The 20,757-nt window shown below is 65.4% G+C and carries 25 protein-coding genes; all 25 read right to left on the bottom strand.

The window, feature by feature from the left end; genetic code table 11:
• Nucleotides 1-9: 9 nt before the first annotated feature.
• Nucleotides 10-933: a non-homologous end joining protein Ku gene (gene ku / locus FQV39_RS28850; protein WP_248313169.1), complete on the bottom strand. Its 924-nt coding sequence runs from the start codon at nt 931-933 to the stop codon at nt 10-12.
• A gap of 63 nt (nt 934-996) precedes the next feature.
• Nucleotides 997-1,734 carry a hypothetical protein gene (locus FQV39_RS28845; RefSeq protein WP_149133429.1) on the bottom strand — a complete coding sequence of 246 codons (738 nt, stop codon included), beginning with the start codon at nt 1,732-1,734 and terminating at the stop codon, nt 997-999.
• A 124-nt stretch (nt 1,735-1,858) separates the two neighbouring features.
• Nucleotides 1,859-2,527, bottom strand: a complete 669-nt coding sequence (locus tag FQV39_RS28840; RefSeq protein WP_149133428.1) for a deoxynucleotide monophosphate kinase family protein — start codon at nt 2,525-2,527, stop codon at nt 1,859-1,861.
• Nucleotides 2,524-3,888 carry a hypothetical protein gene (locus tag FQV39_RS28835; RefSeq protein WP_149133427.1) on the bottom strand — a complete coding sequence of 455 codons (1,365 nt, stop codon included), beginning with the start codon at nt 3,886-3,888 and terminating at the stop codon, nt 2,524-2,526. The genes FQV39_RS28840 and FQV39_RS28835 overlap by 4 nt, the downstream gene beginning before the upstream one ends.
• Before the next feature lie 2 nt (nt 3,889-3,890).
• Complete coding sequence (locus FQV39_RS28830; RefSeq protein WP_149133426.1) at nt 3,891-4,205, bottom strand: hypothetical protein; 315 nt, start codon at nt 4,203-4,205, stop codon at nt 3,891-3,893.
• Nucleotides 4,202-4,765: a hypothetical protein gene (locus FQV39_RS28825; RefSeq protein WP_149133425.1), complete on the bottom strand. Its 564-nt coding sequence runs from the start codon at nt 4,763-4,765 to the stop codon at nt 4,202-4,204. The genes FQV39_RS28830 and FQV39_RS28825 overlap by 4 nt, the downstream gene beginning before the upstream one ends.
• A gap of 2 nt (nt 4,766-4,767) precedes the next feature.
• Nucleotides 4,768-5,463 carry a lysozyme gene (locus tag FQV39_RS28820; protein WP_149133424.1) on the bottom strand — a complete coding sequence of 232 codons (696 nt, stop codon included), beginning with the start codon at nt 5,461-5,463 and terminating at the stop codon, nt 4,768-4,770.
• 44 nt (nt 5,464-5,507) lie between these two features.
• Nucleotides 5,508-5,831, bottom strand: coding sequence for a hypothetical protein (locus FQV39_RS28815; RefSeq protein WP_187640107.1), 324 nt, complete (start codon nt 5,829-5,831; stop codon nt 5,508-5,510).
• A gap of 53 nt (nt 5,832-5,884) precedes the next feature.
• The gene (locus FQV39_RS28810; RefSeq protein WP_149133423.1) at nt 5,885-6,886 is read right to left on the bottom strand and encodes a class I SAM-dependent methyltransferase; all 1,002 of its coding nucleotides are present in this window, start codon (nt 6,884-6,886) and stop codon (nt 5,885-5,887) included.
• A gap of 68 nt (nt 6,887-6,954) precedes the next feature.
• Nucleotides 6,955-7,620 carry an SGNH/GDSL hydrolase family protein gene (locus FQV39_RS28805; RefSeq protein ID WP_149133422.1) on the bottom strand — a complete coding sequence of 222 codons (666 nt, stop codon included), beginning with the start codon at nt 7,618-7,620 and terminating at the stop codon, nt 6,955-6,957.
• A gap of 93 nt (nt 7,621-7,713) precedes the next feature.
• Nucleotides 7,714-8,871, bottom strand: a complete 1,158-nt coding sequence (locus FQV39_RS28800) for a glycine-rich domain-containing protein (protein WP_149133421.1) — start codon at nt 8,869-8,871, stop codon at nt 7,714-7,716.
• Between the two features lie 10 nt (nt 8,872-8,881).
• Nucleotides 8,882-9,505 carry a DUF2313 domain-containing protein gene (locus tag FQV39_RS28795; RefSeq protein ID WP_149133420.1) on the bottom strand — a complete coding sequence of 208 codons (624 nt, stop codon included), beginning with the start codon at nt 9,503-9,505 and terminating at the stop codon, nt 8,882-8,884.
• An 8-nt stretch (nt 9,506-9,513) separates the two neighbouring features.
• Nucleotides 9,514-10,623 (bottom strand): baseplate J/gp47 family protein, encoded by a 1,110-nt coding sequence (locus FQV39_RS28790; protein ID WP_149133419.1) that lies wholly within the window; start codon nt 10,621-10,623, stop codon nt 9,514-9,516.
• A gap of 15 nt (nt 10,624-10,638) precedes the next feature.
• Nucleotides 10,639-11,169, bottom strand: coding sequence for a phage GP46 family protein (locus FQV39_RS28785; RefSeq protein WP_149133418.1), 531 nt, complete (start codon nt 11,167-11,169; stop codon nt 10,639-10,641).
• The gene (locus tag FQV39_RS28780; protein WP_149133417.1) at nt 11,166-11,699 is read right to left on the bottom strand and encodes a phage baseplate assembly protein domain-containing protein; all 534 of its coding nucleotides are present in this window, start codon (nt 11,697-11,699) and stop codon (nt 11,166-11,168) included. The genes FQV39_RS28785 and FQV39_RS28780 overlap by 4 nt, the downstream gene beginning before the upstream one ends.
• Nucleotides 11,692-12,798, bottom strand: coding sequence for a phage baseplate assembly protein (locus FQV39_RS28775; protein ID WP_149133416.1), 1,107 nt, complete (start codon nt 12,796-12,798; stop codon nt 11,692-11,694). The genes FQV39_RS28780 and FQV39_RS28775 overlap by 8 nt, the downstream gene beginning before the upstream one ends.
• Before the next feature lie 17 nt (nt 12,799-12,815).
• Nucleotides 12,816-14,006 (bottom strand): DNA circularization N-terminal domain-containing protein, encoded by a 1,191-nt coding sequence (locus FQV39_RS28770; RefSeq protein WP_149133415.1) that lies wholly within the window; start codon nt 14,004-14,006, stop codon nt 12,816-12,818.
• Between the two features lie 143 nt (nt 14,007-14,149).
• The gene (locus FQV39_RS28765) at nt 14,150-16,111 is read right to left on the bottom strand and encodes a phage tail tape measure protein (protein ID WP_149133414.1); all 1,962 of its coding nucleotides are present in this window, start codon (nt 16,109-16,111) and stop codon (nt 14,150-14,152) included.
• Nucleotides 16,112-16,179: 68 nt separating this feature from the next.
• The gene (locus FQV39_RS28760) at nt 16,180-16,557 is read right to left on the bottom strand and encodes a hypothetical protein (RefSeq protein WP_149133413.1); all 378 of its coding nucleotides are present in this window, start codon (nt 16,555-16,557) and stop codon (nt 16,180-16,182) included.
• The gene (locus tag FQV39_RS28755; protein WP_149133412.1) at nt 16,554-16,937 is read right to left on the bottom strand and encodes a hypothetical protein; all 384 of its coding nucleotides are present in this window, start codon (nt 16,935-16,937) and stop codon (nt 16,554-16,556) included. The genes FQV39_RS28760 and FQV39_RS28755 overlap by 4 nt, the downstream gene beginning before the upstream one ends.
• Nucleotides 16,938-17,008: 71 nt before the next feature.
• Entirely contained in the window at nt 17,009-18,508 is a 1,500-nt protein-coding gene (locus tag FQV39_RS28750) for a phage tail sheath subtilisin-like domain-containing protein (protein WP_187640106.1), read from the bottom strand.
• Nucleotides 18,509-18,536: 28 nt separating this feature from the next.
• On the bottom strand, nt 18,537-18,743 hold the full coding sequence (locus FQV39_RS28745) for a hypothetical protein (protein ID WP_149133410.1): 207 nt from the start codon (nt 18,741-18,743) through the stop codon (nt 18,537-18,539).
• Nucleotides 18,744-18,758: 15 nt separating this feature from the next.
• Nucleotides 18,759-19,565: a hypothetical protein gene (locus tag FQV39_RS28740; RefSeq protein WP_149133409.1), complete on the bottom strand. Its 807-nt coding sequence runs from the start codon at nt 19,563-19,565 to the stop codon at nt 18,759-18,761.
• Nucleotides 19,562-19,942: a hypothetical protein gene (locus tag FQV39_RS28735; RefSeq protein WP_149133408.1), complete on the bottom strand. Its 381-nt coding sequence runs from the start codon at nt 19,940-19,942 to the stop codon at nt 19,562-19,564. Before FQV39_RS28735 ends, FQV39_RS28740 begins: the two co-directional genes overlap by 4 nt.
• A 26-nt stretch (nt 19,943-19,968) precedes the next feature.
• Nucleotides 19,969-20,559 (bottom strand): hypothetical protein, encoded by a 591-nt coding sequence (locus FQV39_RS28730; protein ID WP_149133407.1) that lies wholly within the window; start codon nt 20,557-20,559, stop codon nt 19,969-19,971.
• Nucleotides 20,560-20,757: the final 198 nt, after the last annotated feature.

The following is a 20,757-nucleotide window of genomic DNA, read 5'->3' as shown; positions in this document are numbered from 1 at the left end:
ACGGCTTGGCTAAGCCGCCTTCTTGGTGGCGCGGCGCTTCGGCGGCGGCGGTGGTTTGCCGGCCTGCCCCGCGCTGGCGCGTAGAGCCTCCATCAAACTGCCGACCTTCGGTGGCTCAACCTTCTTCGGCACCTTGATCGGCTCGCCAGCAAGCTTTGCCTTTACCAGCTCAGCGACGGCAGCCTCGTACCGGTCATCAAATGTAGCCGGATTGAACTCGCCGCGCTTGCTGTTGATGATGTGTTTGGCGAGGTCGATCATCTCCTTGTCGAGCTTTAGCTTGGGGATGTCGTCGAAGGCATCCGATGCCGATCGCACCTCGTAATCGAAGTTCAGCGTATGGGCGACGAGGCCCCGGCCTTGAGCCCGGATCATCAGCCCGCGATAGCGCCGGAACAGCACTGCATGGGCCAGGGCTCCAACGTTGCTGGCGCGAAGCGCTTCACGGATCACGGCGAACGCCGCGCCAGCGCTCGCACCGACCGGGGCGAGATAGTAGGGCTTGTCGAAGTAAAGCGTGTCGATCTCAGCGCAGGGGATGAATGCTGCCACGGCCAGGATCTTGTTGCTCTCCGGGACGGCCTGGGCGATCTCGTCGGGCTCCACCTCGACATAGTGGTTCTTCTCGAACTCGAAGCCCTTGATCTGGTGCTCACGATCAACCGACTCGTCCGTGACGGGATCGACGAACTCGCGTCGCAGGCGATGGCCGGTGTCGCGATTGACCATATGGAACGAGACCCGTTCGGATGTGCTCGCGCCGGTGTAGAGCGCCACCGGACAACTGATCTCGCCGAATCTCAGATTGCCCTTCCAGTTCGCACGCGCCGCAACCATCGCACTAAACTCCGGACGCAACACCACCCGATTCAATGCCGAGCTGGTCGGCATGTTCCACATAGATTGTGCCAATGGCTGGATCAGCCCCGACACGCTTGCGCCGCTCGTCCGGCGCGGGCTCGGCTACCGCCTGCTGAGAACCGTGGTCGGTTACTGTCAGAAAAAGCTAGCCTCAACCTCGCCCAAGATGCGGCTGACCTCCTGCGCCATAGCCTCAAGGCCGACTTCGATAGTTACCTTCCCTAATCCTGGCGCGCTCTCGAATGCCACAGCGAATGTAGGATACATCAAGCTTTGAACCCTCACACCGTGATCATAATAAATCACATCCATACGCCCATCTTTAAATTTCAGATCACCAGATATAGCGCAGGGGCCATCCGCCTTTATGTAATTGAAATAAACACCGCCATTAGTTTGAAACACGGATAATCTTCTATGTTTCTCGTTTCTATTGAGATCATGAAGAGAGTAAAGCACAGGATTTCCCGCCAGATACGGCTTTTGTCGAACTATAAAATCGCACAATTCAGGACTCTTATTTCTCAGCCGTGCTTTCTTTAGCTCCTGCTGAAAATCCTCCTCTGCCTTTGCGACCGGGAATGTGATTTGCCTAGCCTGAATGCCCTTATGGACAGCGACCGCCCAAACTGCGGAATCCAAAGCCGATCTCAGATGCTGACATGCTTCGGATGTCAGTTTCTTCCACTCCAATGGAAGTGGAGTAATGAGCTCGATGCCCATAACGCTCTTAGAGCCATCTGCAGTCTTTGTGTAATATGGAGCATAGAATAACGTTTTGAAGAATTCATCCATCGAACGCTTTAATTCAAAGATTTTCTCCTCAGCCCACTTGTATCTTATTTTTGCGTCTTCCAGATTATCGTTTGGCATGAAACACCGAGATTTGGATATTCGCACACCAGCAATCTAGATTCCCGGGCCTCGAAACACAAAAAGGCCTGCTGCCTCTTTTGAGGCAGCAGGCCAATCTTCAACAGAAATCCGAAGAAAGACGCTATCTCAGCGACAACGCCAGAGCGTCGATCTCCGCCCGCAGCGCCGCCAGGTCGCCGTGGTTGTGGATGACCCGGTCCGGCGTGAATTCGAGCCGTTCCGAAGCGTGATCGCCGCCGCTCGATGAGCCCGAGCCGGGCCGCTCGATTTTGACGACGATGCCGCCGCGTTCCCGGATCGCCTTCGCCTCATTGGCAAAGCGGACATCGTCGGCGACGATCAGGCGGATCGGATCGAAGCCGCCATGAAAGGTGGTCGGCGTCGTGCGCTCGATCGCAGCCCGCCAGGCTTCGATCCAGAATTCATCCCCGATCAGATTTCGGCCCCATTCGGTGCCGAGCCACTGCATCGCCTGCCGCGGCGAGCGGCCGCACAGAAGCGGCGTGGGTTCCTCCTTCAGGGCACCGTCGAGATGCTCGGCCGAGAGACCAAGCGCCGCCAGCATTGCCTTGAGGGGGGCAGCGAAGCGCACCCGGCTGAAGCGCCAGCGCTTCGCCAGCCTATCGGCGGCGGTCGACTTGCCGGCGCCGGCCGGGCCGCAGAAGCCGATCGTCCGCACCCGGAAATCGGCCATACACCCCCCGGTGCAGTTGTATTCGTGGTTCTCATAGCCCTTCGCGCAATGAGCGCAGGCGCCATTGGCAGCCAGGCCGACCGGATGAACTGTCACGCCGCCCTCCTGAAGCTGACCCATTCCTCCCCGGCCCCGCGACCGGGCTCGTCGACGCGGATCTCCCAGCGCGAGGTGATGCCGCGGCGCGGATGCACGAACCACAGCGGCTGGCTCGGCGGCGTCGGCGGCGCGCGCAGGGCCGAGCGGGCGTATTCGTCCCAGCCCTTCAGCGTATTCGAGACGATGACGCGCGGCAGCCAGATCATCTGATGCCAGTGGCCGATGACCAGGACGTCATAGTCCTGCCCCAGCGCCGCGGCCTGCTTGCCGACCTTGGTTTCGCCGCGGGCGATGGGGCCGAGCGAGCCGATGATGCCATCACCACCCTTCACGCCGAGCATGTCCCCGTGCATGGCAAGGTATCGCTGACCGAAGACGCGATAATGCACCTCGTTGGTGTCAGGGATGTCGAAGACCAGACGCCGGTCGCCCTCGAAGGCGCGCGCCACCAGCTGATAGATCAGCCAGTCGTAGTTTTTGAAGATGTAGCGCTTGAACTCCGGTTTCTGCGTCGCCCGGCCGTGATTGCCCGATGTGCATGGCACGTAGACGTGCCCGAAGGCATCGGCGATCTGGCGCAGGCCCCAGATCAGCAGGTCAACGCAGCGCAGAACGCTCGGCAGTACCTCCTCGGCATCAGTCTTGGCGAGCTCGGGATGCAGACCGCCAGAGACGAAGTCGCCGAGCAGGTTGACGACGATGCCAGGATAGTCGCCGGGGCCGTGCTTCCTGGCGAGCGAGATGGTCGATGCCACCAACCGGCGCACCCGCGCCTCGGCGATTTCCGGGTTGTATTCGTTCTTGCCAGCCGTTTCGGCCAGCGACACGACCTCGGGAATATGCCAGTCGGACCAGACGGTCACCGGCACCTCCGGCGTACCGTTCCCCCGCTTCGCGCCGGGCTCGATCGTCCAACGCGGCGGAGACGACGGCGCGGCCGAGATTCGACCGAGCAGCAGCCGCACCGCCTCCGTATCGAGGTCCTCGCGCTGCTGCGCCTTGAGCTGCTTGCGCAGGCTCGTCACCTCGTCCTGCAGCCCGGTCAGCTTGCGCTGGAGCGCGTTATCCGGCTCGGCCGCGGCGGTCCGGCCCTTTCCGCCCTTTCGAGCCGACGCACGTTCCGGCGGCTCGATCCCGTTGGGCTTCAGCCCGTAGAGGCGGAAACCCTGCTCGAGGCGGTTGCGAACGGTCGTCGCAGCCAGACCGAGAGCGGCCGCCGCCTCGACCAGAGCAGAACGGCCAGCCTGGCCGCGAGCGACCGGATAGGCGGCGCCACCCTCGATCGCGCGCTCGACGGCGCGCACGGTCGCTTCCGCTGCCTGCCGGTCGAGCGGCTTGTTGAGATGCTGCACACCCATGTTCAGCCCGCCCTGCCACGGCTGCTGGCACGCGCATCGAGGACCTTGTCGAGACGATCGGCCAGCCGGTTGATCGCGTCGGAAATCCGGGTCTCGACCTTGGCCAGCATCTCATCGCTGACGAAGCGCTGCACCGCCTCGATGTTGAAGGCGGCGAGCTCGCGGCCGAGCGCCTCGCAGCGCTCGTCGAGCCGGGCGATGCGCTTGTCGTGCTGCGCCGCCTGGAAGCGGACTACGGCATAGCTCGAAACGATCGCGCAGATGGCCGTCGCCACCGAAATGACCACAGGCGCAGAGATTCCGTCGAAGAGGTTCAAGCGCGCTTCCTCCCGAAGCCGAGATGCGGCGCGATCTCCTTGATCGTGTGGCCGCCATTGAAGACCGCGAGCCACGCCAGCGTGACCGAGCCCCAGTTGTTGATGAGGTCGGAGAGCGGCATTAGCGGCTTGAGCCCGATCAGGGCGCCGAACAGGGCGGAGAGCAGGATGACGGCCCAGCCGCCGAGGATGACCGCCTGCCAGGCGCCCCGCCAGAACTGCCAGGCGCCGAAGCCCTTATCGATCTCGGCGCGCTGCGCCTCGGTCGAGCGGTCAGACTCGCTCTGCCAGAGCTTGACGAGATCCGGCGCGGTCGCCTCGACCTGCGCGACGATCGGCGCTGACGCCTCCGGCTTCGTCTCGATCGCTTCCTTGACAGCCTCCGGCGTCGCCGGCGTGCCGAGCTTGCCAGCGAGCTCCTCGATGACCTTGCCGGCGACACCGCCGACGACGGTCCCGGCCGGGCCGCCGATGGCGGTTCCGATGATGCCGCCGAGCTGCGGCGCGCCAAGCTTGAACAATTGCCCGGCGAGCGAGCCGAGAGTGGTCGCGAAGTCCATGGTCAGCCTCCGAAGGATCTCTTGAGGCCCGCCCAGAAGCGTGACCAGAAGCCGCCTTCGGCGGCAGGAGGGTCGAGATAGATAGAGCGGTCGGGAGGCGGAGCAGGCGGCGGGGGAGCCGGGGCCGGCTCGGCGGCCTGCGATGCTGGGGCGCCAAGCGCCGCGGCGATCGCCGCGCGGACATCGACCCGCTTCGCGCTCGCCCCATCTGGCGTCATCTTGGCGGTAACGCGGGTGTATTCCGTGATCCGCCCGTTATTCGACCACTTGCCGCCGAAGAAGAGGTCGCACTCCTTCCGGCGACGCTCGACGATCTCCGCCGGCTTGTTCCACGCCATGAAGGCCGTCTTGGCGGCGGCGATGTCGCCGGCGAGCCAGAGCTTCGGCCAGGTCGCAGACTTGATTGCCCCGGTGTTGTAGTGGAACGACAGGGCCGCGGCGAATTGCGCCTCGGTCAGCGGCTTCTTGGCGAAGACCTCGCGCACTGCGGGGGCATAGCGCGTCTCCAGCAGCCACGCATAAATGGCGAGGCAATGCTCCATCGGCTGCGGCTTGCCGATATAGCGATCGACATTATGGCCGCTGGCATTGGTGACGCCGATCGACCAGGTCAGGACACCCTTGGAGTCGCGATAGGTCTGGCGCACGAGCCCTTCATGCGCCGCTGTTTCCAGCGCCACATCGGCGGTGACTTTCATGGATAGGCTCCGATGTCAGGGAGGAGATCGACCGCGCGCGACCGTCAGAAAGTCGGCTGGGGAACGAAGAGGCAGACGGGCCTGTCACCCGGGCGGATCACGCTGCCGGCCGGGTGGCCACCGGCGCGGCAGACGTGGAAGCGCCCGTCGCGAGAGGGCCGCGTGTCGCGCTGCGCCACGAAGATCCCGTCATGGGTCAGGTAGCCGCCGGGCACGATCTTCGGATCGGGCTCGCGCGCATCCGCGTCCTCGCCCATCGGCCAGCAATCGCGGTCGGAGCAGCAGTCGTAGGGATACCAGCTGTGCGCGGCAGCAGCGCCCGGGGCGAGCGCGACCAGCGCCAGCGCCAAGAGCGCGGCGAGCTTCATGATGGGGCTCCGGACATGAAAAAGCCGCCCGGAGGCGGCTGTTTAATCGAGCGCTATAGCCACCATTTTCGGGGCTTTCGCTTGGTGAAAATTGCGCACCCCGCCATCGGCAGATCTCGTAGCTGATCGGGAGAAAAGGTGTCGCGGTCATACCGATCGAAGATCGCCCATGCCCAATCAGGCAGCTCGGCCTCTTCCATCTCTCTGTAAGCCTTCATCTGATAAGCGAAGTGCCGACGAAACTGCCCCACGTTGTCGTGAATCGGATACACGCGCAGATCTGCCCCGGCGTTATCCGCCAGATCTTGCAGGACCGAGCGCGGAAACGCCCATTTGTCATCTCGATCGCGCCATCCCTCAGTCTTCTGCCTGAAAATCTGAGGCTCAAGCTCGCTGATCTGCAACTCCGCGAATTCCAGAGCACGCCCGTTTTCACCGCGGGTCTTCGCCTCGCGGGTAACTTCCTGGCAGATCACTCTCAGGACAGCGTTTCCCGCTTCGAAGGGTTCGAAAAAGAATGCGGAGGCGCCTGGCTTGAGCATCCGCATCGCCATATCGATGAACGGCCGCGGCTCTGCGAGGTGATGCAAGATGGCCGCGCCGAAGACACAGTCAGCAATCCCTTCCTTCAGATAGGGCTTCTGGGCGTCCATCGCGACCGGCACGCACCGGTCATTGAGCCCTCGAGCATCCAGCAAGCGCTTCAAGATCGCCAGGAGGTTGGGGCTGATGTCCGTCGCGACCAGCCGGGCTCCCTGGTGCAGGTCAAGCATCGGCAGCGTCGCGTTCCCGAAGCCGCATCCCACTTCAACGATGAGCTTGGGGTCCTTCAACCCGATCCGCTCGCCAGCTTCTCGACAGAGCCCGTGCCAATAATTGAAGCCCTGATAGCGCTGGTAGTAATCCTCGGCGTTCTCCAGAAAGACCGCGTTTACGCCTTCGCGAGCCGCGCCGACTTCTCCCTTCGGTGAAAGCACTCCTGCGAAAGCGGCGTCCTCATGCTGCCCCAGATCAAGAAGGGGTTCCCTGAAAATCCCCCCGGCATTGAACACCATCTCGTCGGCCTCGTCTGATAGGAGGCGCAACCATAGAGAGCGCCCCGCCGATGGCAAGGCCGCCCAGGCTACTGGATGATGCCGATTTCCCGGAGCTTCGCTTCGACTGCCAACGCCACTTTGGCGTGTCCGGTCGCCACCATGTGCAAGCCGTCTCCGGCGAAATCAGCAGGTTCCAGCCCGAACGACGTATGCGGCAGATAATGGGCGTTCGGAGCGTACTCGTGCGCGAGATCGAAAATCCAGTTGCGATAGCCCTGAAGCGTGAAGTTGCCGTCAGGGTGCGCCTTACTCACTGCTACACTGGATGCATCGAACTCGTCAGCGCGCCAAAGCGGCGGGATGCAGATCAGCGGAACGCCGTTGGAGCGCCAGTAGCCCACGATCGCCCGATAATCAGCGATGAAGTTCGGCAGCGTCGGATGATACGCGTAGGTGTCCGAGCCGGCCCAATCGTTCGTCCCGGCGAACAGGATCGCCACGACCGGCAAAGCAACGCCGCGCATCAGGTTGAAGGCAGCAGCATTGTATTTGATGCTGGCGTCCGGAGCGGAACCAGCAGTCACGCGGTTCCCGGGCGCTGATAGACTCTGGAAATTGATACCCGTCGACTGCGAGAGAACGGCCGTCCAGAGCGCACACGCATCCGGAATGATCGGATCATCCGCATAGACCATGCTCGACAGGCTGTCGCCAATGACGAGGCCGCGGGGAGAGGCGCGCACGACAGTCATTTCCTGTTCCCCACATCAAAAGCCGCGTCGAGCTGGTCTGTCGTGATGATCTCGACCATCAAGCCGTGTGCGATACCGGGCGCCATGATTGCCTCAGTATTCGAGAATGATCTGACCGGGCGATCCGAGCCCGCCGCTGCCTGAGAGCGCTCCCCCACCCGCTCCGCCACCGGGGAAATTACCGGGCAGCCCATTCGCGGCCGTGCCCGTCGTCTGGGTAGGGGTATAGTTCGATTGAAACGAGGATCCGCCCTGCGACATGACAAATCCGACGCCAATCCCGTAGCCGATACCACCTGGAATTCCTGACAGCGCGATCGCACCGCCGGACCCACCGGACCCAGCTGCGCCACCATTGGCTTGCACCGCTCCGTTTGCGGCTACGCCACCGCCGCCGCCTAGGGCGGTGATGAAAGCGCCGAAGGATGACGAGCCACCGTTACCGCCGTTTCCAGGTGAGCCGCCACCGGCACCGCTTGCGCCTCGGGCTCCAACGATGACCGGATACGCAGTGCCGGGAACGACCGCGAATTCACCCTCGCGATACTCTCCGCCGCCGCCGGCCGAAGCGATGGAGTTGGCGGCACCGGACGACCCGCCGCCGCCACCGCCGCCCGACCAAACCTTGGCACGAACCCGAAAGACACCGGCCGGACAGGTCCAACTGAAGGTGCCAGGCGTGGAATAGATCGCGCGGTTGAAAGCCGAAGGCTGCGTCAGCCCCATCATCTGGAAGGCAGTGCCGTCGAACGTCACTGCCAGAATGCCGCCTGCGCCGATGTCGCCGGGGACCAGCGCGGCCCCGCCCGGCCGGAGGATCGATTTCGTACCGGGCAGACCCGCGATCGCGAGCGTCGCGTCGCCTGTATTGGTATTGGCCGGCACGATCTTGAGCGTCGCCCCGGTCAGCTCGGCCCAATCGGCAGGCTGCGGATCGAGCGTGATCGAAAGCGCGGTTGCCGAGCCGGCGCCGGTCCGAAAATTCGCGCCACTGCGGCGCAGCGCCCGCGTCAGCAGGTCATCGTCGAGATTGCTGATCGTGATGCCGGATTTCCGCGCCAGCGAGCGCAGCTGCGCCAGCAGGATGTTGAGTGCGGCTGAAACCCATTGCGTGCCGTCGTCGGCAGCCGGTGACGAGCAGTCCTTGTAATGGGTATCAGAATCGCCCGGCAGGTTCGTCGGCGTATAGGGCGGGCGCTCGGCGGCAGCATCCGCGGCGCCGAAGGCACCGGGACCCCAGAGATCAACCATAGGAAGCTCCTCAGATCGTCGCGAAGACGAGATCGGCATGGGCCGGCGCGATGCGCCGGATCAGGCAGGACAAGGGGGTGATGGCGGGGCCGCAGTCGAAGGCGAAGCCGAGGCGCATTCGCCCCATCAATGGCTTGCGCCGGTCGGCGGCGACATAGGCTGGAGAATTGGCCAGATCGACGGTGATGCGCCAGGCGACGCCCTGCGCCGCTGCCATCCGCATCACGCCCAGGCGGCCGTTGCCCAGGCGGCCGGATTGCACGGTGGTGATGAATTCCTCATCGATCGAGATCGACCAGCCGCGCCTGAGCGCGGCGGCCTCGGCATAGGCCGGGATGCTGTCGCCGACCGCGTTCACCTTCTCGCAGACATCGGCGAAGGGGTCGCAACCGTCCGGGACACCGTATTCCAGCGCCCAGAGATCGAGCGTCTCGACCGCGCTCGAGCAGAAATACTCGTCGACCAGCGCGCAGATGCGCCGGTCGGCCTCGCCGGAAACCTCTCCGAGGGCGTCGAAGAAATCGCCCATGGTGGAGCCGGCGAGCGCGTCGTGGCCGCCATTGCGCCAGGCGGCGCCGCGCGGGCGCAGGGCGGCGATCGAGGCCGCGACCTCGCCATCGCTCGGGCAGATCATGGCGCCTCTCAAAGGAAGGTCGGGTTGCCCGGCACGGCCGTCTGGCCGGGGCCCAAGGCGATGTTCGTCGGGGGATCGACCAGGACATGGCTTTCCTCGCCGGTGGCATTGGCGACAGCCTGCCAGATCCAGCTGCGCGAGAAGCTGGTCGGCGTCGCCAGGAACGGCATCGAGGGATGCGGCGTCGACCAGCCAGCGACCCGGCTGTTGCGGAAGAAGGTTGTCGCCACCTCGGCCACCACCGCCGCCCGCACCTCCGGCGTGTCCGGCGTCAGCGCATCGATGCTGTAATTGACCGGCACGGCCTGCGGAATACGGACGACGCCGAGGCTGGCACCGGGGCCGGCGCTGCGCAACGCCGTCTCGACGGCAAGCCGATCGCTTTCGAGCGGGATGCCGTTCGGCCGGGTCAGGTCGAAGAAGGGATAGACCACGACCGTCGCGCGGCCATGGCCGAGCGGGTCGATGAAGGCGCGGGTCACGCCGGGAATGGCGAGGGTGTATTTCAGCCAGTCGGCCGGGGCACCGGCATGCTCCGGGAAGGCCTTGGCCAGCAACAGGCGAGCCTTGTAAGCCTGGTTTTCCTCGCGATCAGCGGCTCCGCCGAGCCCGCCTTCGGCAACGGCGAAGGTCGCCGGCCCGGTCAGGCCGGAGCTGGCGGTCAGCACCGCGCCGGCATCGGTTGCGCCAGCGGCACCGGCGGCCGCGGCCGTGACCTGCACCGTCGCGCTGCCGGCTGCCGCTAGCGTGACGCCGGCATCGACCGTGAAGGCTGCGCCATCCGAGCGAATGAGAACGGCGCCGGTTGCCAGCACGATCGCGCCGGTCGCCACCACCGTCACCGCGCCACGCGCGGCTGTCGCTTCCTTGCGCGGCACGGGCGGCTTCATCTCCGCGCCATGGCGATCGAGAAACTCCTCGTCGCTGGTCAGCACGAAGCGCTGATCCGCCGCCTTCGCCAGCTTCTTGTGCAGGATCGAGAATTCGCCGGCGATCACCTTCGCCGTGGGGGCGAGGTTGTTGCGCGCGAGCGCCGCATCGGCGCCCTGCAGCTTGCCGGTGAAGGCACGCGAGACGCGCGTCACCAGCGCCAGCAGCGTCGGGGTGTTCCAGGCCATCAGCCAGATCTCTTTCTAGATGAGTTCCTGCCAGAGGCGCTCGAAGCGCTGGCTGTAGCGAAGCGCGCCGTCGCGCCCATAGATTTTGACATCGAGCCAGACGCCGCGGCGCGGGTTCTCGATCAGCCCGGATGTGATGGTGACCCGGGCCGCGACCTGGTCGCGGATCATCCAGGCCAAGGCTTCCTCGGCATAGATCCGAGCGAGATTGGCGACATCCTCGGTTGCCACCTCGTTCTGCAGCAGCCAGAGATGGCTGCCGATCTCTTCCGGCGTCTCGCCCTCGGGCGCGATCGCATCACCCCACCAACCGCGCCGGTCGACCACGTCGGGCCGCCAGCCTTCCGGCGCCCGCTTGTCGGTGAAAAGCGAGATGATGACCGCGCTGGCGAGCTGCTCGGAGGCATCGAGCCCGCCCGGATTGACCGGGTCGTTGGCTGGGGCCACCTGCCAGTCGCCAAGGCCCTCCTCCGCCGACCAGAAGGTCGACCAGAACATGGCTGGGCGTGCGGCCGCCTCGCGGCTGATCGCGATGCCGTAGCTCATCCGATGTCACCTTGCGGGCTATCCGGCGCGCCGGGCGCGATGCCGGCGAACACATGCTGCGAAGGCCCGGCCGAAGTCATGACCGGATAATAGGGCGGCTTCCCGAGATAGATCGCGCCGCTGTCGACATGAAACCAGTCCGCCGCCTCGATCTTCTTCTTGCCGATCGCGCGCTCGTGGCTGTTCTTGTTGCCGTGATCGAGATCGGCCTTGTTCGGCAGAAGCTTCCAGATCGTGCCGTCTGCATTGTAGAGCGCCGGCACACCGGGCGGCAGGTTGCGCGGGCGCGACGGCATCTCATAGCCGAGCGCCATCAGGCGGTCGGACGAACCCATACGCAGAAAGGTGCCGATCGCGCCTTCCGGCGGATGTGACGAAAACCCATGCGCCTGCGGGCGCTGCACTTCGCTGAAGCGCTCGCCGGCATAGCCTTCCGCCGTCAGCTTCTGCGTTTCACCACTATCATCGACAGCAACGATCCGGCCGCGTGTGATGGTCGAGGCCTCGCCGAATTCGGTGACATCAGTCATCGTCGCCCCCGGCCTTGCCGGTGTAGTCCGTGCCCTTGTTGGCCTTGCCCTTCTTGCCGCCGAGACTGCGCGGATCGGTCAGGCTGAGAATAGCCTGCGTGCCGCTGCTCGCCTCGTCGGACTGGCGCAGGCTCACCTTCTTGATCAGCATGTCCTGCACTACGTCGAGGCTCGGGATCTCGGTGAAGACGAGGCGGCCGGGCGTCCAGATCGCGCCGTCCTCATCGCGCCAGCCGGCCAGCGTCACCTCGCAGGTCAGCCCCTCGCCGGTTGCCCGGTCGCGATGCCACTGTGCCCGCTCGCGGGCGTCCTCGTTGCGGATCAGCTCGGGCGGCACGATGATCTTCACCCGCTTGCGCGATAGTGTGTCGTCGTCAGCTTCGGCCTCGATGCGCAGATCGGTGTTGCTCGATCCGGATGGCGCTTGCGCCCTCACCTTCACCTTAGAGAAGCGCTTGCTGTCGTCATGGACGGCAGAGGCGTCGAAGACATTCACGCCCTCGGTCAGCGTGCCGGCATGGCGCTTGGTGCCAGCCTTCGCCAGCTTGAGATTGCCCTCGGGCGTGTCGCCAATGGCGAAGCCTTCCTTGCGCGAGAGGCGGCGGGCAAAGGTATGGACCGTCTCACCCGGCCGAATTCGTTTTATCGGCTCGCGATCAAGCGACAGATCCGTTTCGACCGAGATGCCATAGGACTTGGCCAGGGTGCCGAGCATAGCCTTGGCGTCCTGGTCGCGAAACTCGCCGGTCTCATGCTCGGCGCTCGAATCGACCAGGTCACCGGTCTTGGAGCGGCCGGCGATCGGCAATTCCTGCTCCGAGGAGCGCAGGGCCGGCGAACGCTTCTCGACATGGCCCGTCAGCAGCAGATCGCCGCCATCCGCGCCGAAAGATTGCGAGTAGCCGTCGCTGGCCGTTGCGTGGATCGTGACGGCCGGCGAGCCGCGCAGCGCCTTTAGCAGATCGGCCTGCGACAGAACGGGGTGCTTGATCTTGGCCTCGAAATTCCGGGCCGCCTCGTCCATGGCGATTTCGATCGCGATCGTCTGCGGACGGAAGGTCAACCCCGCCGTCCGCAAGGTCACGATCTCGAATGCCATTTGGCATCATCCTGCGATTATGATGCCAAAGCCTCGAAACGCTCAGGCATGAAGCCGGGATGCGACGCGCCAGCGCGCGTCGCCAACTCATCTGCCCGGCCGGGATCGCCATAGAGCGACCAGGCCCAGACCAGCGCCGGCAGCGGCCGGTTCGCCGAGACGGTGATCAGCGGCGCAAGATCCGCTTCCTGCCGTTGCGCCAATTCGGCGACGATGCCGCCCATGGCGGAGAGCTGGTCGAGCAGGTCGAGGCCAGACCGGCCGATCCGCGACAGCGCATCGTCGAAGACGGCCATGGCTTCCGCCCGCGCCGCCACTGCCTGGGGCCGATCGGCATAGGTTCGGCGCGCCTGCGCCTCCCCTGTCGCCAGCGCCCGCGCCGCCGCCGTGATCGCCACGGCGACTGCGGCATTCTCGGCGATCGTCACGGACGTGCCGCGGCTGACCTGTGCCGGCGCCGCATCGGCCGGCGGGCCGAGATCATTGAGCACGCCGGCCAGCATCGCCGGATCAGCCGCATCGCCGATCGCAACCGCAAGGTTCGCGACGGCGCGGCCGAAGCCGGCCGGATCGTTCGGGAGAGCGGCGAGTGAAGCGGTCGCGCTGGACAGTGCCAGGCTGACCGGCGCCTTCGCCTCGGGTGAAAGGCGCAGCAACTCGGTGATCGCGGCAAGGTCGCCAAGGATATCGGCGCCAGCCTCGATCGCCGCTTCCAGCACCGTGACCGGGAAGCCGACGAGCTGCAGGCCAGCCATGGCGAAACCGGCGAGCCCGTCGGTCACCAGCCCGGCCGAGGCGAAGAGCGAGGCCGCCAGCGCATTCGGCGAGAGCCGCGTCTGCGACAGATCGGGCTCCGCCACCGCCTCGATCGAAACCGAGAGATAGCCGAGCTTGTCCTTGGCGAATTGCCGCTTCGCCTTGGTCAGGCGCACCATGCGGGCGCCCCCGACCGGCATGACCAGCAGGCCGCGATGCTTGGTCTCTGCAGCGGCGAGCAGCGTTTCGCTCACCGCCTCCGCCGCATCGCCGGCTAGATAGGCCTCGATCTCGAACTTGCGCGGGTTCGGGCCGAAGCTCTCGTTCAGCCAGGTGCCGTTCGGAATGGTCGGCGTCGCGACCCGGTGCCCAGCCTCGACATCGCCGGTATCGACATGGAAGCCGATGCCGTTGAAGGAGGCGCGGCGGAGCCTGCGCGGGTCGAAGACCATCGAGCTGCCTCAAAACAAAAAGCCCCGGCGCAACAGCGTCGGGGCGGATGGAACCATGGCCACTATAGTGTCAAGCAACGACAGCGCGCAAATCGCCAATTTGCTAGCGATATCAATGTTTTATAAGACATTGATTAACTAGGTCATTCCGCGCCTTGCCGGCCAGTTGGAAGGCCGCTGACGCTGCCGAAGGAGAGCGATGGCGCGCGGATCGAGCCGATTTCCTGCTTCAGCCGCGCGACCTTGGCCGTCAGGCGGTCGATGCTGCCTTCCGCGGCAACGAAGCCCGAAGCCATCTCCGTCCCCGCCGACTGCGCAGCGGGTCCGAGCAGACTGAAGGACGATGCAGCTGCCTCGCTCTTGGTCTTCACCTCGTCGAGTGCAGTAACGCCAGGGATGGAAACGCCGCCAAACTCCTTCGGCCGTTCGGGCGGGAGAACTGAACCCGATTTGGATTTCACCGGTCCCTTCTGAAATTCCGGTGATCCAGAGCTCGACGCCATCGCCTTGCCGCGCCGGGCCTCGCGGGCCGCCTCGATCACGTCGGCGAATTCCGGCGAAGCCGATGTCAGCGACATGCCTGGGAGAACGCCGAGGCGACGCAGCTGGTCACGCGACCAGGCATCATCACCCGCGGCCATCCGGTCCTCGAAGGTCTTCTTGTTGTGCTTGTCGAAATAAGACAGGTAGCCCTGACGCTTTTCCTTCGCACGCAAGGCCTCGAGCGCCTTCATCGTCTCCATGCGGCTGGTGTCGCCGAAGAAGACATCAGACCAGGAGCCCTTCGTCGGGTCGGTCACGCCTTCGAGCGTCTGCGCATCGACGAAGCCCTGCCAATCGTCATTATGCTTGCGGATCTCGTCGGTGACAGCACCGACGGCATCCTTGGCCGCGTCTTTGCTGGCCTGCACGATGCCCTTCTCGCGAACGGCAGCCGTGAAGCGCTCCATCGACTGAGCGAGGCTGTCGAGATTGTCGGCGCCGACCTTCAAACGGGTCGAGCCCAGCTCCGTCGCCAGCCCACCAACGGCCGTCTTCGCGCGGTCGCCGGCCTCGGCAAAGCGGTCGAGATTCGCCTGGGCGTCGCCGACGATGCGCTTGAAATCGACGTCGATCGTGCCCTTCGACTTCTGCAGCGAGTTGTTGAGTTCCTTATACTTGTCCATGCCGGACATCAGGGCACGCATGCCGCGCGCGAATTCCATGTCGCTGAAGAGTTGCGGCAGCTTCGACAGATCGCCCTTCACCGCCTTGTTCGACAGCTCGGTGAAGACCTCTACGAGGTTCTTGCCTTCCTTCCGCGCTTTTTCCATCTCCTTGCGGAGGTCGATCCCGAACTTCTTGAAGCGCTTCGTCGTCTCCTCGCTCTCCATCTTCTGGAAGATGTTGTTAGCCGAGGATGCAGCCTCTTCCGAGGTGCCGGTGCCGGAGCGGATGACCTGGAGCATCGCCACGAGCGAGCGCAGGCCACTCTGACCGCTGGCGCCGAGCGCCTTGAAGGCCGGCAACATCGACGGCAGGTAGCGCGCCATATCCTTCAGCTCGAACTTGCCGAGCTTACCACCCATGGCGAGCGTATCCTGCGCCTCCTGCAACCCCTCGATCGCGATCTTCATGTGATCGATGAGTGCGGTCGAGGAGTTGGCGATATCCTCGACGCCTGCGCCGGACGCCTGCGCCGTCCGCAGCACGGACGGCATCATCTTCATGGCATCGCCGAAATCGCGGCCGGAAGCGGTGATGGCATCGAGGCCCTGCTTCGCCGGATCGAACAACGTCGCCGTCTCGCGGGCGAGATTGCGCAGCTCGACAGTTCCCTTGCGGGTCTGCTCGACGGTGGCGTCGCCGGTAATGCCGATGCGCGACATCGAGCGATCGACCTCGGCAAAGCGCTTCTGTGCCTCCTTGAGGTTCTGCGCGATGCTGTAACCGGCGATGGCACTGCCGGCAGCCGCCATGGCGCGCGCTGCGACGGATTGGAACGCCGCCATGCCGCGCGACTGTTGGGCGCGGAAGCGGTCGAGCTCGCGCGAGGCCGAAGCAAGGCCCGGGCGCAGCTGGTTCTTGGCAGTGACAAGAGCCTCGGCCCGGACCGCAACGACCATGTCTCACCCGTAAAGTTCCGCCCAGCGCTTCAGCGCCGACAGGCTCATCGCCAAGAATTCCCGCGGGCTCACGCCTGCACTGGCGAGGGCGCGGAGGCGGGCTTCAACCGCATCCGCGCGTTCCTGAAAAAATCGAGGACCGCCTCCTCGATCAGCAAGCCCAGCGACGGATCACGCTCACGCGCGACAACATCAGCATCGTGCTCAGTGATCAGCTTCCTGATCCACTGCAGCAGCAGCGGTCGGTCGACATATGGCGTACCGAGGCCGCCCTTGTCGTAGATGAAGCCGCGCGGATCGCCCAACTCCCAGATCTCACCGGCCGTGGGCTGGCGAAGAGTGAGATGCCCCTTCGCCTGCCCATGATCGACGATCGGCGCAGCAAAGAAGATCCGCACCGATCCGTCCGGCAGATCCTCGCGCCGGGGCGCCGGGGCGGCGCTCACCGCGGCACCGCCAGATAGGTCTCGGCGGCGCCGGTGATGCCGGAGAGCTCGCCGGTCATGGCGTCGATCTGCGGATCGCCGGTCAGATGCGCCCGGCCATAGTGGTAATCGACCCGCTCGGTATCGTGCAGGAAGGTGAAATCGACCTTGTCGAACGCCAGCAGCGCGTCGACATCGATCGGGTTGCCATCGACATCCTTGTCGGCCAGCGACATGCCGAAGCGATAGCCCTGCACGGTGAAGCTGCGGTCGAGCGTGCCGTCCGAGTTGGCGACGGTCTCGGCGCTCATGCGGGCCGGATTGCGGGTGACCGAACCGCGGATCGCAAGGTTCTGGCCGGTGGGCAGGCGGAATTTGATGATGCCGCCGTTATTCGACATGGCGTCAGGCTCCGGAATGAAGGGAAAGGAGCCCGCCGCCAGGCGGCGGGCCTATGCCACGGCGGCAGCCGTCAGTTGGCGGGATACTGCGCGTAGAACGTCGCGTTCGCAGCCAGGATGTCGAGCGGGTTCACCCGGTCGAGATCCATCTTGATGTTGACGCGGGCCGGGTTCGACGCATCGACCTCCGTCTTCACCCGCTTGGCGAAGGTGGGCTTGTCCTCGAACAGGCCGCGGTCGACCAGATCGCCATAGAGGGCGATGCAGTCGGCCTTGATGTCGTCCGGCGTCGCGATCGTCGGGAGGTTCGATGGGTTCGCCCGCGCCAACGCCTTGTTGGCATTGCGCGTCGACAGACCCCAACGCAGATAGCGCAACCCGAGCATGGCCTGCGCGATCGCCTGGATGTCGCGAAAGACCGTGTCCGGCAGGCCCTGCGCGTTCTGGCGCTGCATGGTGATGAGCTTGTCGATAACCACCTGGTTGGCGCCGTTGACGGTCCAGGTCGAAATGCCGGAGCCGAGCAGCGTGTTTCGCACCGCGTAGTTCGGCCAGAGCGAGCGGTCGCGCGGCGGGCGGATATCCTCGAGCGCCAGGGCGCTCTGGTTGCGTGCGGCATTGCCGTTGGTGTCGTCCGTCAGCCAGGGCAGGACGCGCGCGACATAAGCCGCAACCCACTCCCAGCCGGGTGTCGGCGAGGCGACCCGGCCGATCACGGCGATGTGCCGGTCGTTGCGGCCGAGGCCGAGCGTGGTCTGCGCCGCGGTGTTGCCGGTATTGACCGTGAAATAATGCCCGTAGAGCTGGGCATTCCAGGCCCAACGGCCCGAGACATCCGACAGCGCCGCCGCCGCGGCGTCGAGATTGGTGGTCTCGACGAAGGGCGAGATGATCCAGTCCATCGGCAGGTCGCCGAGCGCGGCGAGCGCAGCAGCGATCGAGGCCGTCCCCGTCGCCGGCACGGACTGCGCGATCGTCAACCCGGCGGCGTAAGCATTCCCGGCCAGATTCGGATCGGCAAAGATCTCAAGCTCGTTCATCGTTGTGCCGGCATGGCGCGCCGTCAGCGTCACCACATTGGTCGCCGCCGTCGCAGTGACCGGCAGATAGGCCAGCGTCAGCGGGTCGACATAGGCATTGATGGCGGCCGCGATTGCAGTTGCGGTCGCGTTGGCCGTCTCCGAAGCTGCCTTCGCTACCGAGACCTTGCGGCCGGCGATCTCGATCACGCCGTCACCGGCAGCCGCCGCGAGCGCGCCCACCGCGATCGTCCACTGGCCGGAGGTTCCGGCCACCGGAATGGAGACGATGTAGATGCGCTGCGCTGGCGCGGCACGGCGCGCGACGCGGAACATCTCATAGAGCTGCGAGCCGACGCCGGCGAGCTGTGCGGCCTCGCCGGCGGTCGAGCACAGGGTCGGCGTGTTGTCAGCGAGCAAGCCGGCGGTGGACTTGTGGCCGAAGATCACGCCGTAAGACTGGCTCTCGTACTGGCCGCCGGAATTGACTTCGAAGAAGGTGCCCGGCGCGATCAGGCCGCTGCCCGGGATGAAATTGAACAGCGTCGCCATCTGCAGCGCTCCGGAGATGTGGAAGGGGTCAGGGTTTCGACTTCGGCGGCGGCGCCGTCTCGGCCGGAGGATCAGGCGGCGGATCGACCAGCGATTCATCGGCGATCAGCGCCGCGAAGAACGGGTCGATCAGCGAGGCCTCGAAGGGCTCGTTCGGCAGGAAGCGCCCGGGCGAATTCGGCCACGGCACGCGCGCCTCCTTATCCGCCAGGACGACGGTCTTGGTCAGGCTCATTGCTGTCCTCGAAGGTCAGAAGGTGACGGAACCGCCCAGATCGCCGGTCGGCGGCGTGGTCGAGGCGTCGGCCGGAGCGGCAGGCGTATCGTCGGCGCCGCGGGCGAGGTTCGCCGCGAGACGCATCTCGTTCAGCGCCGGGAAATCGGCGGGGCGGCCGATCAGGCTGCCGAGCATGGTCGCGATCTTCGCGCCATAGCTTCCGGCTGGCAGAGCTTCGGCGACTTCCCGCATCGGAGATGGCAGATAGTCGAAGGGCTGCGGAGAGGCCGGCAGATCCTTCGGCCAGCGCTGGCCGCGCAGAACGCGGCAGGAAAACTCGACCCTGCTCGCCGACAGACGCGTTTCGGTATCGGGGTCGCGATATGGCAGGCTCTTGATCTCCACGACCTCGGCCAGGACCCGGTCGAGCGGTCCGATCATCCGCCCATCGTCGATGCGCTGCTTGATCTGGTCTTCGATCAGGTCGAGCAAAGCCTCGGCGGCAGCATCGATCGGGCCGACCAGCCGAACCACACTCTCGGAGCCTTCATCGACACGTACCGGCACCATGATCTCGAAGGCGACGGTGACGATCTGAGGCGTCGAGCTCGAGGCCAACGTGACATCAGTTCCGTCTGCCTTCAGTTCGGTCTCGTCGGTCAGGACGACGATGACCGGCACTGGCGCGTCGACATCCGCAAGCGCCGTAGCGCTGATTTGCGTGTCATAGACATGCTTTCCGGCGAAGGTAGGCCAAGCCGGATCAGGCGCTACGATCTGCGCGTAGGGCGCCAGCGTCTCGACGATGGCGAGGCGCAGCGCCGTGCGGGCGAGCATCATCCGGATATCCTCGTCAAGCCGAGATGGAGGCCGGACAGGCCGTCCGGCATCGGCTCGGAGATGCGGTAGCGGATGCTCAGGCGATCATCGAAGACGATCTCATCGCCCTTTCTCGGCACCCACTGCAGGCCTGCAGGCTGAAGTGTTGCAACCACGCGGAAACCAGCAGCCGCGACCTTGAACGCACCTGGTGGCGTCGGAAGACCATTGCCCCCGATCTGCACCCGTTCGGACCATTCCGACCGGATCACGGTGACGCCTGTCATCGACTCGCGCGAGGCATCCGCCTCAGGCTTGCCGTTGACGCCGCCGCCGGTCGTCATCGGGAAGATCGTCGCCGTGTCGCCGAACAGGACCCCGGCGGTGTCGAGCACCATGGCGTCGAGATCGTCGAAAGCCGACATCAATAGCCCCTGAGCGCGGCGAGCAGCGCTTCCTTCATGTGGTGCGGCAGCCGGGCCGAGGCGTCGCGCTCCCAGGCGCTACCAAAGGGACGCGACTGCATCGCCTCCGGCACGCCGGGGCCGCGCGGCCGCGACAGAGCCCAGCGGCCCTTGCCGGTGCGCTCCCAGACCGCATGCGAGATCGAACTGCGCTTGCGGCGCGGGAAGCGCCCGCTGAGATAGAAGCTCCGCCCAATCAGCTTGCGGGCGCCAAGCCAGTTGATGGTCGCGCCGGCCGGTGTCTCCTTCGGCTGATACCAGATCGCCGGGAGGCCGCGGCCGAAGCCGGCCATCGAGAAGGTCAGCGTCGCCGCTGTGGCCTTGCGGATCGAGGTGTAGCGCTTCACCGCCTGAACGGCAGTGCCCTTGGCGTAAGGGTGCTTCCGCAGGCCGAGGACCTCGCGGATATTGCGCTTGCCGGTATTGGCGGTCGGCTGGCCGGCGCGGTTCACGCCGCGCGCGATCGCCCGGTTGGCCTTCGGCCCCGCCGCCATCACCAGGGCGTCGAGCCCCTTCATGGTGATATCGGTCCGGAGCTGCAGGCCGTTCATGGTACCGCCCGATCTATCGCGTCGATCTGCGCGCCAGCGCGGCCTGCGCCGCCTGGGCGACTTTGCCAGCCACTTTGCCGAGATCCGCCTGGGCCGAGGCGGCGGCGGCTCTTGCCGCTGACCCCGCCTCTTGCCAGGCGCCACGCACCGCGGCCGAGCCGGCGCGAGCGATCAGCCCGCGCCGCTCGGCGCAGCCGC

Origin of the sequence: Bosea sp. F3-2, assembly GCF_008253865.1 — a bacterium.
Classification (GTDB): domain Bacteria; phylum Pseudomonadota; class Alphaproteobacteria; order Rhizobiales; family Beijerinckiaceae; genus Allobosea.
This window is presented reverse-complemented; position numbering and strand designations above follow the sequence as displayed.